This window comes from Ramlibacter ginsenosidimutans (assembly GCF_016654015.1).
Lineage (GTDB): Bacteria > Pseudomonadota > Gammaproteobacteria > Burkholderiales > Burkholderiaceae_C > Ramlibacter > Ramlibacter ginsenosidimutans.
On the sequence record NZ_JAEPWM010000001.1, the window covers coordinates 594,557 to 608,499 of the forward strand.

At 69.7% G+C, this 13,943-nt stretch carries 14 protein-coding genes; 7 read left to right on the plus strand and 7 right to left on the minus strand.

The features are described from left to right. Window positions 1-425 precede the first annotated feature (425 nt). The 6 genes from JJB11_RS02905 to JJB11_RS02930 all read left to right on the plus strand — a co-directional run bounded on the left by JJB11_RS02905 (window position 426) and on the right by JJB11_RS02930 (window position 5,561). On the plus strand, window positions 426-1,724 hold the full coding sequence (locus tag JJB11_RS02905) for an ABC transporter substrate-binding protein (RefSeq protein ID WP_201166396.1): 1,299 nt from the start codon (window positions 426-428) through the stop codon (window positions 1,722-1,724). 7 nt (window positions 1,725-1,731) lie between these two features. Beyond that, on the plus strand, window positions 1,732-2,601 hold the full coding sequence (locus tag JJB11_RS02910) for a branched-chain amino acid ABC transporter permease (RefSeq protein ID WP_201166397.1): 870 nt from the start codon (window positions 1,732-1,734) through the stop codon (window positions 2,599-2,601). Between the two features lie 56 nt (window positions 2,602-2,657). Next, window positions 2,658-3,551 (plus strand): branched-chain amino acid ABC transporter permease, encoded by an 894-nt coding sequence (locus tag JJB11_RS02915; protein ID WP_201167016.1) that lies wholly within the window; start codon window positions 2,658-2,660, stop codon window positions 3,549-3,551. Then, on the plus strand, window positions 3,548-4,297 hold the full coding sequence (locus JJB11_RS02920; RefSeq protein ID WP_201166398.1) for an ATP-binding cassette domain-containing protein: 750 nt from the start codon (window positions 3,548-3,550) through the stop codon (window positions 4,295-4,297). Before JJB11_RS02915 ends, JJB11_RS02920 begins: the two co-directional genes overlap by 4 nt. Continuing rightward, on the plus strand, window positions 4,294-5,019 hold the full coding sequence (locus JJB11_RS02925) for an ABC transporter ATP-binding protein (protein ID WP_201166399.1): 726 nt from the start codon (window positions 4,294-4,296) through the stop codon (window positions 5,017-5,019). Before JJB11_RS02920 ends, JJB11_RS02925 begins: the two co-directional genes overlap by 4 nt. Before the next feature lie 68 nt (window positions 5,020-5,087). Then, on the plus strand, window positions 5,088-5,561 hold the full coding sequence (locus tag JJB11_RS02930; protein ID WP_201166400.1) for a DUF3237 family protein: 474 nt from the start codon (window positions 5,088-5,090) through the stop codon (window positions 5,559-5,561). 9 nt (window positions 5,562-5,570) lie between these two features. Here the strand turns inward: JJB11_RS02930 and JJB11_RS02935 are convergent, their stop codons facing one another. Further along, window positions 5,571-6,341 carry a helix-turn-helix transcriptional regulator gene (locus JJB11_RS02935; protein ID WP_201166401.1) on the minus strand — a complete coding sequence of 257 codons (771 nt, stop codon included), beginning with the start codon at window positions 6,339-6,341 and terminating at the stop codon, window positions 5,571-5,573. Window positions 6,342-6,516: 175 nt separating this feature from the next. On the opposite strand from JJB11_RS02935, the gene JJB11_RS02940 reads away from it, so the two are divergent. Continuing rightward, a complete protein-coding gene (locus JJB11_RS02940; RefSeq protein ID WP_201964564.1) occupies window positions 6,517-8,175 on the plus strand; it encodes a tannase/feruloyl esterase family alpha/beta hydrolase in 1,659 nt (552 codons plus the stop codon). A 97-nt stretch (window positions 8,176-8,272) separates the two neighbouring features. Here JJB11_RS02940 and JJB11_RS02945 read toward each other — a convergent pair whose 3' ends face one another. The 6 genes from JJB11_RS02945 to JJB11_RS02970 are packed head-to-tail and all read right to left on the minus strand — an operon-like array spanning window position 8,273 to window position 13,940. Further along, on the minus strand, window positions 8,273-8,797 hold the full coding sequence (locus tag JJB11_RS02945) for a nuclear transport factor 2 family protein (RefSeq protein WP_201166403.1): 525 nt from the start codon (window positions 8,795-8,797) through the stop codon (window positions 8,273-8,275). Beyond that, window positions 8,794-9,138: a VOC family protein gene (locus tag JJB11_RS02950; RefSeq protein ID WP_201166404.1), complete on the minus strand. Its 345-nt coding sequence runs from the start codon at window positions 9,136-9,138 to the stop codon at window positions 8,794-8,796. Before JJB11_RS02950 ends, JJB11_RS02945 begins: the two co-directional genes overlap by 4 nt. Before the next feature lie 5 nt (window positions 9,139-9,143). Further along, window positions 9,144-9,908, minus strand: coding sequence for an SDR family NAD(P)-dependent oxidoreductase (locus JJB11_RS02955; RefSeq protein ID WP_201166405.1), 765 nt, complete (start codon window positions 9,906-9,908; stop codon window positions 9,144-9,146). After that, the gene (locus JJB11_RS02960; protein ID WP_201166406.1) at window positions 9,905-12,070 is read right to left on the minus strand and encodes an acetate--CoA ligase family protein; all 2,166 of its coding nucleotides are present in this window, start codon (window positions 12,068-12,070) and stop codon (window positions 9,905-9,907) included. Before JJB11_RS02960 ends, JJB11_RS02955 begins: the two co-directional genes overlap by 4 nt. 2 nt (window positions 12,071-12,072) lie before the next feature. Further along, entirely contained in the window at window positions 12,073-12,834 is a 762-nt protein-coding gene (locus JJB11_RS02965) for an enoyl-CoA hydratase/isomerase family protein (protein ID WP_201166407.1), read from the minus strand. After that, window positions 12,831-13,940 (minus strand): acyl-CoA dehydrogenase family protein, encoded by a 1,110-nt coding sequence (locus JJB11_RS02970; protein WP_201166408.1) that lies wholly within the window; start codon window positions 13,938-13,940, stop codon window positions 12,831-12,833. Before JJB11_RS02970 ends, JJB11_RS02965 begins: the two co-directional genes overlap by 4 nt. Window positions 13,941-13,943: the final 3 nt, after the last annotated feature.

Consider the following 13,943-nt stretch of genomic DNA (forward strand, 5'->3'; position numbering starts at 1 on the left):
CAGCTTTCAGGCGTGCGCGGGGGCCGTGCGGATGGCCGAGGTGCGAACCGCAGCCGACCCGGTGCCCCGGAGATGGCCAGGCAGGTCGCCCCCTGGTTGATCACGCGATTAACAAGCGGCCGATTCGCCATCGGGACAAGCGAGCTTGCCAGCCGGGCGCCAGCCTGCTCACATGGTGGGCCACGCCAGTCATCCCGGTGCACGCGAAACCGGTGGCAGCACGCTGAATGCCTGCGACAGGTTCCACGTGGGCGCGGACCGCGCGTTTGCCCTAGTACGCGGACCGTGACTCAGCAAGGACCATTCGCCGGTCCCGCAAGGGGTGTTGAGGCGGCTGCTCGCGGCACGCAGCCCCCAACGAGCCGATGGCGATGCCATCCGGCACTGATGCCGCGTCGTGCCGACCGATCCTTCTGGAGACGAACATGCGCAAGACCGATCTTTCAGCGCCGGCCGAACGGCCCGCCACCGATGCCGACCCCAGCGTGCCGCTGCGCCGCCGCACGATCGTGCGCGCCGCGGCCGGCGCCGGGCTGCTGCAGGTCGCCTCGCCCTTCATCATCACGGCGCGCGCCGCCGACACGGTCAAGATCGGCCTGGACAACCCGCTCACCGGCACTTACGCCGCGGTGGGCAAGAACGAGTTGATCGGCTGCGAACTCGCGCTGGAACAGATCAACGCCAAGGGCGGCATCCTGGGCCGCAAGGCCGAACTGCTGGTGGAGGACTCCACCAGCGGCGACGCCGGCACCGCGGTGCAGAAGGCGCGCAAGCTGATCGACCGCGACAAGGTCAACTTCCTCCTGGGCAACGTCAACTCGGCCCTGGCCCTGGCGATGGCGCAGGTGAGCAACGAGAAGGGCGTGCTGCACGTCGTGCCCGGCGGCCACACGGATGCCGTCACCGGCGCCAGCTGCCACTGGAACGTCTTCCGCGTGTGCAACACCACGCAGATGGAAGCCAACGCGGTGACGCCGGCGCTGATCAAGGACGCCGGCAAGAAGTGGTACTACATCACTCCCGACTACGCCTTCGGCCACACGCTGCAGGCGGGCCTGGAGAAGGCATGCGCGAAGCACGGTGGAACCAAGGTGGGTGGCGACCTGACCCCGCTGGGGACCACCGACTTCTCCTCCTACCTGATCAAGGCCCAGTCCGCCAATCCCGACGTGATCGTGTTCCTCACGCAGGGCGACGACATGATCAATGCGCTGAAGCAGGCCGTGCAGTTCGGCCTGGACAAGCGCTTCCACCTCGCCGGCGGCCAGCAGGAGCTGGAAGCGCTCGAGGGCCTGCCGCCGGAGGCGCGCATCGGCACCTGGGTGTTCGAGTGGTACTGGAACCAGCCGAACGTGCCGCACGTCAAGGAATTCGTCGAGGCGATCAAGAAGAAGAGCGGCCGCGTGCCCACCGCGCGCACCTGGTTCGGCTACGCATCGACCTGGACCTGCGCGCTCGCAGCGAACAACGCCAAGTCGCTGGAGGCCGTCAAGATGGCCAAGGCCTTGCAGGACTTCCATCTGCCGCCGGAAGTGGCGCTGATGCCCGACGGCGCGTTCTTCCGCGCCGGCCAGAACCAGCTGATCCCGAACCTCTACGTCGGCCAGGCGCAGGCGAAGGGCAGCGCTCCGGACGACCTGTTCAAGGTGACCACCGTGGTCAAGGGCGTCGAGGCCGCGGGGCCGCTGGAGGAATCCGGCTGCAAGATGACGTGGCCGACCTGACCGCGGCATGGCGCAGCTCCTGCTGTTCAACGTCTTCAACGGGCTGATCGTCGGGGCGTTCTACGCCCTGATGGCGCTCGGCCTGTCGCTGATCCTCAACCTGAGCGGCGTCATCAACTTCGCGCACGGCGGCTTCCTGGCCATCGGTGCGTACCTCGCGTACACGATGATGCCGGTCCTGGGCTTCTGGGGCGGACTGCTGGTTGCGCCCCTGCTCACCGCCCTGATCGGCATCCTCGTCGAACGCGTGCTGATCCGGCGGCTGTACGGGCGCGACCCGCTCTACAGCCTCTTGCTCACGTTCGGGCTGGCCTACGTGCTGGAGGACGGCACGCGCTACATCTGGGGCGCGCAGAGCCTGCCCTATCCCATCCCCGGCTGGCTCACCACGCCGCTGTCGGCGCAGTACTTCTTCCTCACCGGCTACCGCCTGTTCATGGTGGCGCTGGTGGCGGTGGCGGTCGGCGCGCTGTTCCTGATCCTGGGCCGCACGCGCCTGGGCATCCGCATCCGCGCCGGCACGTCCGACCTCGAGACCGTCTCGGCGCTGGGCGTGAACGTGAGCATCCTGCGCAACCTGAACTTCGGCCTGGGCATCTACCTTGCCGGGCTCGCGGGCGTGCTGGCCGCCGGCATGCTGGGACTGCAGCCCACCATTGGCACGTCCCTGATCATGCCCAGCTTCGTGGCGATCATCGTGGGCGGCCTCGGCAGCCTGCCCGGCACCTTGCTCGGCGGCCTGCTGATCGGCGTGGCCTCGGGCATCACCACCGTGTATTTCCCCTCGGCGACGGAGGCCGTCATGTACGTGATGATGGGACTGGTGCTGCTGGTTCGTCCGCGCGGCCTGCTCGGCGAAGAAGGGCGCGTGCAGTGAAGGCGCTCTTCGACCGGCGCTTCGCGACGCCCCTGGTGTGGCTGGTCCTGCTGACGATGCCGTTGTGGATGGACGCGATCGGCGGCTACACCGAGCTCGCGACCCGCGTGGTGGTGCTGGGACTGGCGGCGATGGCGCTGAACTTCCTCCTGGGCTTCACCGGCGTGCTCTCCTTCGGGCAGGCGGCGTACTTCGGCCTCGGCTCCTACGGCGCCGCGATGACGATCAAGTTCATCGCGCCCAGCACGCCGCTCGCCATCGTGATCGGCGTGCTGGTGGGCACGGCCGCGGCAGCCGTGATCGGGGGCCTGATCAAGGGCCTGCGCGGCACCTACTTCGCGATGGTCACCATCGCCTTCGGCCAGGTCTTCTACTTCATCGCCTTCCGCTGGAACGCGGTGACCGGCGGCGACGACGGCCTCACCGGTTGGCAGCGGCAGCCGCTGCACCTGGGCTTCACGACACTGGACATCCTGCACGACGACCGCGCGTTCTACTACCTGGTACTCGCGCTGTTCGGGCTGGCGGTCGGCGTCATGGCCCTGCTGCTGCGCTCGCCCCTGGGGCGCACGCTGATCGCCATCCGCGAGAACGAACGCCGCGCGCGCTTCCTCGGCGTGCCGGTGGAGCGCCACATCTGGCTGTCGTTCGTGCTGTCGGGGGCCTTCTGCGCCCTGGCCGGCGCGCTCTACGCGCTGCTGTCCAACTTCACCGACCCGCGCTCGCTGCACTGGACGCTGTCGGGCAACTTCGTGATCATGGCCGTCCTGGGGGGCATGCGCTCGTTCTGGGGGCCCTTGGTCGGCGCGGCGGTGTTCGTGGTGCTGCAGGACTATCTCTCCAGCCACACGCAGAACTGGATGTCCTTCATCGGCTTGTTCTTCGTGCTGGTGGTGCTGTTCTTCCCGCGCGGGGTGCTGGGCATCCTGCGCCGGAGGCTGGCCCAGTGAGCATCCTTGAAGTCCGCGGCGTCACGCGCAACTTCGGCAGCCTGGTCGCGGTGCGGGACGTCTCCATGACCGTGGAGCCCGGCGAACTGCGCGCCGTCATCGGCCCCAACGGCGCCGGCAAGACCACCTTCTTCAACCTGATCAGCGGCTTCTTCCCGCCCTCGTCCGGCACCATCGTGTTCGACGGCCAGGACGTGACCAGATGGTCGGCGGAACGGCGCGTGGTCCACGGCATGGCCCGCACATTCCAGATCACCGAGATCTTCCCCGAGCTGACCGTGCGCGAGAACCTGCGCGTGCCGGTCGAAGTTGCGGCGGGGTTGCGCCTGCGGCCCTGGCTGGGCCGCGCGGCGGACGTGCGCCTCGGCGAACGCGTGGACCAACTGCTGAAGATGGGCGGGCTCGACCAGAAGGCGGACCGACTGGTCGGCGAGCTGTCGCACGGCGACCAGCGCGCCACCGAGATCATGATGTCGATCGCGCTGCGCCCGCGCCTGCTGCTGCTGGACGAGCCCACCGCCGGCATGGGCGACCAGGAGACCTACGACATCTGCCGCCTGATCCGCCGCCTGCACCGCAACGAAAAACTCAGCATCGTGCTGATCGAACACGACATGCGCGTGATCTTCAACCTGGCCGATCGCATCATGGTGCTCGCCGAAGGCGCCGTGCTGGCCGAGGGCACGCCCGACGAGATCGCGCGCGACGAGCGCGTGCAGGCCGCGTACCTGGGGAGCGCCGCATGAACGTGCTCGAAGCGGAGGGGCTGCATACCTTCTACGGCAAGAGCCACATCCTGCACGGGATCGGGCTGACCGTGGGCGAAGGCGAGATCGTGACGCTGCTCGGACGCAACGGCGCCGGCAAGACGACGACGATGCGCACGCTCATGGGCCTGACGCCGGCGCGCTCCGGCAGCATCCGCATGCTGGGGCGGGACACGACAGGCTGGCCGCCGTACCGCGTGGCCGCGCTCGGCGTGGGCTTCGTGCCGGAAGGCCGGCGGGTGTTCGCCAACCTCACCGTCGAAGAGAACCTGCGCGTGCCGCTGGAGCGCAGCGGCCCGTTCACCGTCGATCGTGTGTACCAGTTGTTCCCGCGCCTGCAGGAGCGCCGCACGAGCCGCGGCCGGCAGCTGTCCGGCGGCGAACAGGAAATGCTCTCCATCGCTCGCGCGCTGCTGCTCAACCCGAAACTGCTGATGCTGGACGAGCCCTCGCAAGGCCTGGCCCCGCTGATCGTCAGGCAGGTGTTCGAGACGGTGGTGGCCATGCGCAAGGAGGGCATCTCGATCCTGCTCGTGGAGCAGAACGTGCGCGCCGCGGTGGAGATCGCCGACCGCGCGTACGTGCTGGAGGACGGGCACGTCGCCTACGAAGGCCGCGCCGCCGAGTTCGCGCAGGACGAAGAGCGCGTGCGCGCACTGGCCGGTGCGAGCGCCGAGAAGTGGGAGATCGACTCGGCCTGAGTCGGGCGCGAGGAAGTGTCCTCCTCTCGGACGACACCACCGCCACGGCCCGGCGCTAGCCTTCTGCGGTGGAACGAACCTCGCCCATTTCCCTGCGGCTGAACCACTTCGCCGACCTCTCGGTGCAGGTTGCCGCGCCGACCGAAGTCGGCATCACGCCGGCGGGCCGCCGCCGCATGATCGCCATCACGGGTGGCGAGGCGAGCGGGCATGGCTGGAGCGCGCGCGTGCTGCCGGGCGGCGCCGACTACCAGCTGATCGTGAGCGACACGCGCGCCGAACTCGAGGCGCATTACCTGCTGGAAACGGATGGCGGCGATCGCATCTACGTGCGCAACCACGCCATCCGCGTCGCCGCTGCGGAAGTGACGGGGGCCATCGCGCGCGGCGAGCCCGTCGATCCGGCGCAGGTCTACTTCCGCTGCGTCCCGACGCTGCAGACGGCCTCGCGCGCGCTGCACTGGATCAACGACCGGCTGTTCGCGGGCGCCGGCGAGCGCCGGCCCGATCGCGTGGTGATGAGCTTCTACGCGATGGACTGAAGCGCGGGATCAGGACGCGCCGAGCACGCGCGCGAAAAGCTCGTTGCGGAAGTGGATGCCCAGGCGGTCGAACGCGCGGTTGCGATAGGTCTTGACCGTGGTGAGCCCCAGGCCCAGGTCCGCGGCAATGCCGTCGTGGGTCATGCCCTGGAGCAGGCGCACGCAGACGTCGACCTCCCGCGCGGTGAGCTCGCCATTGAGCTCCAGCAGCCGTTCGCGCATGCGGCCCGCCGGCATCGATGCAGCGAGCGGCTCCTGCGCGAGCACAGGCGAGCCCGCCGTTCGAGGCGCGCTGTCCGCTGCGCACAGGGCGATGTGCTTGCGCGCCAGCGCGAGCACCGGCACCGCGACGCAGGCGAAGGATGCGATCTGCGCATCGGTGAACGCCGGCTGGTGCGCGTGCCGGTAGAAGTTGACCGCGAACAGCGCGTCGTCCTCGCTGTCCACGATGGACACGCGCTCCATCATGCCGTGCGGTTCATAGACGCGCGCTCGGTGCTCGTCCGGGATTTCCTGCGCCGTGACGTGGCACAGCCGTGGCGCGTGCTCCGCCACCGGCTGCGATCGATCGAAGCTGCGATCCTGCAGGTAAGGACCGGACAGGTAGGCCCACCAGCACTCGCGCGTGCGATCGGGAATGCCGCGGCTGGCGGAGAGATACAGGGAGGGGCGGCAGCGGCGACCGGTGCGGTACACGGACCACGAGGCCGCGGGCATCCACTCCTGCACATGGTCGAGCACGGCTGCATCGAACCCCGGCTCGCCGACGGCCCCGATCATCCGCCCGAGCGCTTCACCGAACGCAGAACCTTCTCTGGCCTGCGCCTCCCATTGCCTCATCGATGGTCTCCTGATCCCTGTCGTCTTCGCGGAGGACACGTGCTGCGCGCCGCGCACCTACGCTGGCGAGCCAGGGGCATCTCGTCCCATGCTAGCAGCGATAGGAGACAACACAGTGAGGACCAGCACCTACTTCCGTGCCTCGGGGACCGCGCTTGCGGTGGCCCTGCTCAGCGCCTGTGGCGGCGGCAGCTCCGCGGACCCGGCCCACCTCGACGCCACGGCCGCCGCGGCGCGTTGCGCCGACCTTGCGGGCGGCGCGGGACTCGCGGACACGACGCTCACGCCGCAGTACGTGCCCGCGGGCACACGGCGGGCAGGCGGCGCCGCGACCGGTGATTTCCTCGGTGGCTATTGCGTGGTCACGGGCGCGATGAACCCGCGCACCGGGGTCGACGGACATCACTACCAGATCGGCTTCCAGCTGAGCTTGCCGGACGATTGGAACGGCCGCTTCCTGTATGTCGGCGGCGGCGGCAACGACGGCACGCTGCGCGACACCACGGCGGCCCTCGGCGGCGGCCTCACCTCGCCGGTCGCACAAGGCTATGCAGTGGTCTCCACGGACGCGGGCCACCAGACCACGTTGGCGGCGGACTTCGGCGGCGACCCGCAGGCGCGCATCGACCACGCCTACAACGCGCACGACAAGGCGGCTGTCGCGGCCAAGACCATCATCGCCAGGCGCTACCAGAAGTCCGCCGCGAAGTCCTACTTCCAGGGCTGCTCCGGCGGCGGACGCCAAGGCATGATGTTCTCGCAGCGCTTCCCGGACTACTTCGACGGCATCGTCGCCATGGCGCCGGCGCAGCGCGTCTCCAGCGGCGCGACGGTGGCCGCGATGTGGAACAACATCCAGTTCACCAATGCGGCGCCGCTCGATGGCAACGGCAAACCGATCCTCTCGCAGGCGCTCAGCAGCGCGGACCTGCAGCTCGTGGCGACCGCCGTCACCAACGCCTGCGACGCCGCCGACGGTGCGGCGGACGGCATGGTGAACAACTTCAAGGCCTGCACCTTCAATCCGGCGGTGCTGCAGTGCTCCGGCGCGAAGACCGCGACCTGCCTGACCTCGACGCAAGTCACCGCGCTGCAGAACGTGTTCGGCGGCCCGCACAACTCCTCGGGCCAGGCGCTCTATCCCGGCCAGCCCTGGGATCCGGGCATCGCCAGCGCCGGCTGGCGCGCATGGACCCTGGGCACGTCGACCACGGCGACACCGAACTCCCTGTACAACCTGCTGATGTCCGACGCACTGCGCAACGAGTTCTTCACGCCGCCGGACCCGGGCTTCGACATCCTGAAGTTCAACTTCGACACCGACCCGCAGCGGATGGAAGCCTTCAGCCAGGTGTACGACACCTACCGCGACACGAAGCTGTCGGCATTCCAGGCGCACGGCGGCAAGCTGCTGTTCGTGCACGGCCTCGCCGACCCCATCTTCTCGCCGCTGGACACGCGCGACTACTACGAGAAGCTGGCGGCCAGCAACGGCGGCATCGCGGCCACGCAGTCCTTTGCCCGTGCCTTCTTCGTCCCCGGCATGAACCACTGCTCCGGCGGCCCGGCGACGGATTCGTTCGATGCGCTGCAGGCCGTGGTGGACTGGGTGGAGAAGGGCCAGGCGCCCGACTCGATCAAGGCGACCGCGCTTGCGACCAGCGCGTACTTCCCGAACCGCACGCGGCCGCTGTGCCCCTACCCGAAGTTCGCGAAGTACAAGGGCACGGGCAGCCTGGAGGATGCGGCGAACTTCACGTGCGAGAGTAGTTGACGCGCGGGGGGAACCGTAGGCTGGTGGTGAGCCGCAGGCGAACCCCAGCTTGCTGCGCTACGCCGGATCGCCGGGGTTCGCGGTGCTCACCCGCAGCCTACGAAGGGCCTGGCAGGGTGCGCAGCAGCGCGTAGACCGCATCGTGCGGCGCCTGGCGGCCGACCGGTTGTCTCGGGCCGAACAGCGCCGCATCGTCCAGTGCGAGCTCGGGCCGTTCGCGCTCCTCGATCCAGTCGTACACCACCGTGCGTGCGGCGACGCGCCATTCGCCGTCGCGGCGTTCGAAGCGGTCCACGTAGCGCCCGCACAGGAAGGTCGTCCGGGTCGGCGCGTCCGGCGCAGCCTGCAGCGCGAGGAAGCTGCTCTCCACCGCGGCGACCGCGCCTTGCAGCTCGATCAGCACGTTGCTCACCTGGTGGACGCGCCGGCCGCCACGCCGCAGCTTCGCCAATGCCTGGGCTATGAATCCCGTTGCGCTGCCGTTGTAGGCACCGTGGCAGTCGGCGGCGTCGTCCCAGTAGCAGGAACGCAAGGCTGCTTCATCGGCGCGGTCGATGCCGCGGCAGTAGCGATGGAGGCATTCGCGGATCGCCTCGCGATCCAGCAGCTCCTGCAGGTTCATGCCGCGCGCCGGAACAGCTGGACGATGTTGCCCTCCGGGTCGCGCAGCGACAGCACCGCGCCGTGCGCTCCCATGTCGCGCGTTCCGAGCACCTGGCCGCCGGCGGCGACGATGCGCTCCTGCGCGCCTTCGAAATCATCGACCTCGAACACCGGAACCGCGCCGCTGGCCGCCGGCTTCGCTTCGTCCAGCGAAGCGAGCGCCACGCCCGCGGCGTACTGGATCCAGCGTTCGCCGTCGCGGAACTTCACCTTCAGGCCCAGGGCCGATTCGTAGAAGGCATTCAGCTCGCCGGGCTTGCGCGCGACGAGGTAGACGTTCTGGAGTCGTTGGATGTCCATGGCGTTCAGGCGTTGATCTGCGTCTGCGAGGCGCCGCCGTCCAGGCACAGCACGTCCGCATTGAGGAAGCGCGCACCGTCGCCGGCGAGGAAGCAGATCGCATCGGCGATGTCCTCCACCGTGCCCAGCCGACCCAGTGGCGTGCGGGCGATGCGCTTGGCGTCGAGGTCTGCATTGCGGTGCTTCGCCGTCCCTTCCGTGGGGACGGCCCCAGGCGCCACCGCATTGACGCGGATGTTGCGCGCGCCGAGGTCGGCGGCGGCGGCGCGGGTCATGCCGAGCACGCCGGCCTTGATGCCGCTGTACACCACGGACCGTTGCGGGCTCTTGATGGCCGCGATGGAGGCCACGTTGATGATGGAGCCGCCGCGCTCCGGATCCATCGCTTCGGCCGCCGCCTGCATGCCCCAGATCACGGACTTGAACCCGATCTCCACCATGCGGTCCACGACCTCGGGCGTGATCTCCGCCAGCGGCTGGTAGCGCACCCAGGCGGCGTTGTTGACCAGGATGTCCAGGCGGCCGGCGTCGCGGGCGAAGCGCAGCACCGCCTCGCGCATGCCCTCGCGCGTCGACACGTCCTGCGGCAGCGGAATGGCGTTGCCGCCGGCGGCGCGGATCTCGGCCACCGCGTCGTCCACGAATTCCTGCTTCAGGTCGTTGATGCCGACCGTGGCACCCAGCCGTGCCATGGCGAGCGCGGTGGCGCGGCCGATGCCGTGGCCGGCGCCGCTGATGAAGGCCGTGCGGCCCGCGAGGGAGGGATTCATGTCTGCTCCTGGTTGGCCGGCACCAGCAGCGCGTCCAGCGCGAAGGCACCCTGTCCCGCGTCGAGCACGACGAGGGGATTGATGTCGATCTCGGCAACGGCGTCGGCATGCGCGGCAGCAAAGCGCGAGAGGCTCGCTACCGCTTTCGCGGCCGCGGCCACGTCCGCCTTGTTGCGCCCGCGCGCGCCATCGAGCAGCGGAAAGGCCTTGAGCGAGCGCAGCATCTGCAGCGCCTGCGCCTCGTCCACCGGCGCGACCTGCAGCGCGACGTCGCGCAGCACTTCCGCGAAGATGCCGCCCAGGCCCACCATCACCACCGGCCCGAACATGGGGTCGGTCTTGGTGCCCAGGATCAGCTCGGTGCCGGCCGGCGCCATCTGCGCAACCAGCACGCCGTCGATGCGGGCGCCAGGCGCGTTCTGCCGCACGCGCGCCAGCAGCGTCTCGTAGTCGTCGCGCAACTGCGCTTCCGAGCGCACCCCGACCACGACACCGCCGACTTCGGTCTTGTGCGCGATGTCGGGCGAGACGATCTTCAGCACGAGCGGAAAGCCGATGGCGCGCGCAGCGGCCAGCGCCTCGACGGGCGTGGTGGCGACGACTTCCTGCAGCACGGGCAGGCCGGCGTCGGACAGGGCTCGCTTGGCCGTGGCTTCGGTGGAGAAGACGTCGGGCGAGAGTGGCTGTGCGTGCCCCCACCCCAGCCCTCCCCCGGTGGGGGAGGGAGATGAAGAGCCGAAGCTTCCCTCGGTGGGCGAGGTAGAGGCGGAGCCGAAGCGCACGAGAGAGGCGAGCGTCGCGCAGGCCGCGTCGATGCCTTCCACCGTGGGGATCCCCAGTGCGTTCAATTGCCCGCGCACGTCCTGCGGCGCGCGGCAGCACAGGAAGATCAGGCGCGAAGGATGCTCTCGACGTACCTGTTCGAGCGCGGCGAGGAACACGTCGCGCAGGCGCGGCACATGGAAGGCATTGGCCGATTGCAGCAGCACGGCATCGCACGCCGGATCCGCAGCGACCGCCGACAGCACCTCGGCCAGGATCTCCGGGCGCGTCGACACCTGCGCGGTCATGTCCACCGGGTTCGAGGGCGCCGCGAAGGGCACCACCGACAGGATGCGCTGCTGCGTGTCCTGCGCCAGCTTGGGCAGTGCGAGTCCCTGCGCGGTCGCCGCATCCGCCAGCAGGATCCCGAAGCCGCCGGACGCGGTGAGCACGGCGACCTTGTTGCCGCGCGGCGCGCGTTCGACCCCGACGATCGAGATCGCGTGCCCCACTTCGAGCAGCTGCTCGATGCTGGGAACGCGCAGCGCGCCGCCGTTGCGCAGCACGACGTCGAACACCGCGTCCGACGCGGCGAGAGCGCCCGTGTGCGACGCTGCGGCAGCGCTGCCGGCTTCGGACACGCCGACCTTCAGCACGACCAGCGGCTTGCGGGCCTCGCGCGCAAGCCGCATGGCCTCGACGAGCTTGGCGCCGTCGCGGCAGGTCTCCATGCAGCACAGGATCACCTGCGTGCCGGGATCGCGCACCAGCGCTGCGATGCCGTCGGCAACGTCCACGTCGCACTCGTTGCCGGTGGTGAGCAGGCGGCTGATGCCGATGCCGCGCTCCGCTGCGAGGCGCAGGGTGTAGCTGCCCAGGTTGCCGCTTTGCGAGACGATGCCGACCGGTCCCGCGGGCGGGAAGGAGCTTTCCAGTGCCACGGAGAAGGTCGCGATGGCCTTCTCCGGCACGCCGACTGCGCCGAGGCAGTTGGGACCGACCACGCGCATGCCGGTGGACCGGGCGACGCGTCCGATCTCGCCTTGCAGGCGGCTGCCCTCCTCGCCGAGCTCGGAGAAGCCGGCGGAGAGGATCACGGCCGCCTTCACGCCACGCGCGGCGCAATCCCGCACGGCGTCCAGCACGCCATCCGGCGGCACCGCAATGACCGCGAGCTCGGGCGCCTGCGGCAGGTCCGCGACCTTCGCGTACGCCGGCAGCGACTGCACCGTGCCGGCCTTGCGGTTGATGGGGTAGATCGCCCCCGCGTACCCGTACTTGCGCAGGAACTGCAGCGGCCGGCCGCCGATCTTCGTCACGTCCTCCGAAGCACCGAAGATCGCGATCGAGGCCGGCGCGAACAGGGCGTCGAGGCCGCTCCCGACTTCCATGGCGGCCATGCTCAGCGCCCCTTGTAGACTGGCTTGCGCTTTTCCAGGAAGGCCTTGCGCGCTTCCTGCGCGTCCTCGGTCTTGGCCAGCGCCATGGTGAAGTTCTGCTCGAAGCGGTAGCCGTCGCGCTGGGGCATCAGGTCCATCATGTTGGCCGCCTGCTTGGCATAGGCGATGGCCAGCGGCGCCTTGGACGCGATCTCGCGCGCGATCTCCATCGCGGCGGGCAGCAACTGCTCGTGGGGCACCACCTCGTCCAGCACGCCGCGCCGGTACAGTTCCGCCGCCGGCACGCGCATGCCGGTGAAGAACATGCGGCGCGTGAAGGAGCGGCCGAAGAACGTGCGCAGCATCGACACGCCGCCGGCCAGGCCGACGTTGATCTCGGGCATCGCGAAGGTCGCGTCCTCCGAGGCCAGGAAGATGTCGCACGAGGCCATGAGGCCGAAGCCGGCGCCGAGCGCGGGCCCGTTGACGGCGGCGATCACGGGCTTGGCGCACTCGCGGATCGCGTTGCCGGTTTCGCGCGTCCAGCGGTTGTGCGCGAGGAAGTCGCCGGGCTTGTCGGGATCGGGGCGGTCCTTCAGGTCGGCGCCCGAGCAGAAGTACTTGCCCGTGCCGGTGAGGATGGCGATGCGGATGTCGCTGCGTTCGGAGATCTCGTCGAAGACTTCGATCAGGCGCTGCCGCGTGGCGCGGTCGAGCGCGTTGACGGGCGGCTTGTCGAGGCGGACGACCGCGATGGATTCGGAAACTTCGAGGCTGAGGCTCATTGCGCACTCCCGGCGAGGATGGATGGGGGTTGGGAACGGTCGGCCGCGGCGTCGTGCGCCAGCAGGCGCGCCGCGTGCTCCAGGCGGTCGCCGTAGTGGAATTCGGCGGCGAGCAGGCGCTGCGCCAGGCGCGTCGCCAGCACTTCTTCGCTCATGCCCATGCCGCCGTGCATCTGGATCGCCGCCTCGGCACACCAGCGTGCGCTCTCGGCGAGGGACACCTTGGCCAGCCGCAGCGTGCGGCGCAGGTCGGGCGCGCCCGCTTGCTGTTCCTCGAAGCAGTGCAGCAGCAGGCCCTTCGCACCGAGGTACTTCACGTACATCTCGGCCACGCGGTGGCGCAGCACCTGGAAGGAGGACAGCGCCACGCCGAACTGCTTGCGCTCCTTCAGGTGCAGGATGGTCTGCTGGATGAGCGCCGCGAGCGCGGCGACCGTGTCGGTGGCGGTGAGCAGCAGCGCGGCGTCATCCGCGGCGAGCAGCGCAGCGCGCGCAGGGGCGCCGCGGGCGATGCATGCGCCTTCCGGCACGCTCACCTGCGCGAGCCGGAAATCGGCGCCGCGGCCGCCGTCCATGGTGCGCCAGGTCGCCTGCGGCGCGCCTATGCGCTCGGCGTCGACGAGAAACAGTGCAACGTCGTCGTCGATGAGCGCCGGAACCAGGTAGTGCGTGGCGGGCAGCGATGCGTCGACGCCCTGCACCACGCCATCGAGCTCGTAGCCGATGTCGAGGTGCCGCGCCCGCACGCCGGTGTGCTCCAGCGAGGACGACAAGGCCGTCAGCGGCGCCATCTGCACGCTGCCTTCGGCCACGGCCTCCAGCCAGCGCTGCGCCGTTTCCGGCGCGGCGGCCTGCAGCAACAGCGGCACGACAGCGCAGGTTTCCACGAGCGGCAGGTGCACGCCGTGGCTCGCGACGCCTTCGACGATCGACGCGAGATCGGCGAGCGAGCCACCCACGCCGCCGAAGGCTTCCAGCACGAGGGTGGCGGTCCAGCCCAGCTCGCGCAGCGGGTCGCCCGTGACTTCCAGCAGGTGGTCCTGCGCGTAGCGGCTCGCCGCGTCGAGCAGCATGCCGGGGAACAGGGGAGTGAACGAGAGGGACATGGC

What these genes read in the sequence shown, in the direction of transcription:
- JJB11_RS02950 (WP_201166404.1), bottom strand. Translation starts at nt 9,138, where the DNA reads ATGGACATCCAACGACTCCAGAACGTCTACCTCGTCGCGCGCAAGCCC.
- JJB11_RS02915 (WP_201167016.1), top strand. Translation starts at nt 2,658, where the DNA reads ATGCCGTTGTGGATGGACGCGATCGGCGGCTACACCGAGCTCGCGACC.
- JJB11_RS02965 (WP_201166407.1), bottom strand. Translation starts at nt 12,834, where the DNA reads ATGAGCCTCAGCCTCGAAGTTTCCGAATCCATCGCGGTCGTCCGCCTC.
- JJB11_RS02970 (WP_201166408.1), bottom strand. Translation starts at nt 13,940, where the DNA reads ATGTCCCTCTCGTTCACTCCCCTGTTCCCCGGCATGCTGCTCGACGCG.
- JJB11_RS02960 (WP_201166406.1), bottom strand. Translation starts at nt 12,070, where the DNA reads ATGGCCGCCATGGAAGTCGGGAGCGGCCTCGACGCCCTGTTCGCGCCG.
- JJB11_RS02910 (WP_201166397.1), top strand. Translation starts at nt 1,732, where the DNA reads ATGGCGCAGCTCCTGCTGTTCAACGTCTTCAACGGGCTGATCGTCGGG.
- JJB11_RS02905 (WP_201166396.1), top strand. Translation starts at nt 426, where the DNA reads ATGCGCAAGACCGATCTTTCAGCGCCGGCCGAACGGCCCGCCACCGAT.
- JJB11_RS02925 (WP_201166399.1), top strand. Translation starts at nt 4,294, where the DNA reads ATGAACGTGCTCGAAGCGGAGGGGCTGCATACCTTCTACGGCAAGAGC.
- JJB11_RS02945 (WP_201166403.1), bottom strand. Translation starts at nt 8,797, where the DNA reads ATGAACCTGCAGGAGCTGCTGGATCGCGAGGCGATCCGCGAATGCCTC.
- JJB11_RS02935 (WP_201166401.1), bottom strand. Translation starts at nt 6,341, where the DNA reads ATGATCGGGGCCGTCGGCGAGCCGGGGTTCGATGCAGCCGTGCTCGAC.
- JJB11_RS02955 (WP_201166405.1), bottom strand. Translation starts at nt 9,908, where the DNA reads ATGAATCCCTCCCTCGCGGGCCGCACGGCCTTCATCAGCGGCGCCGGC.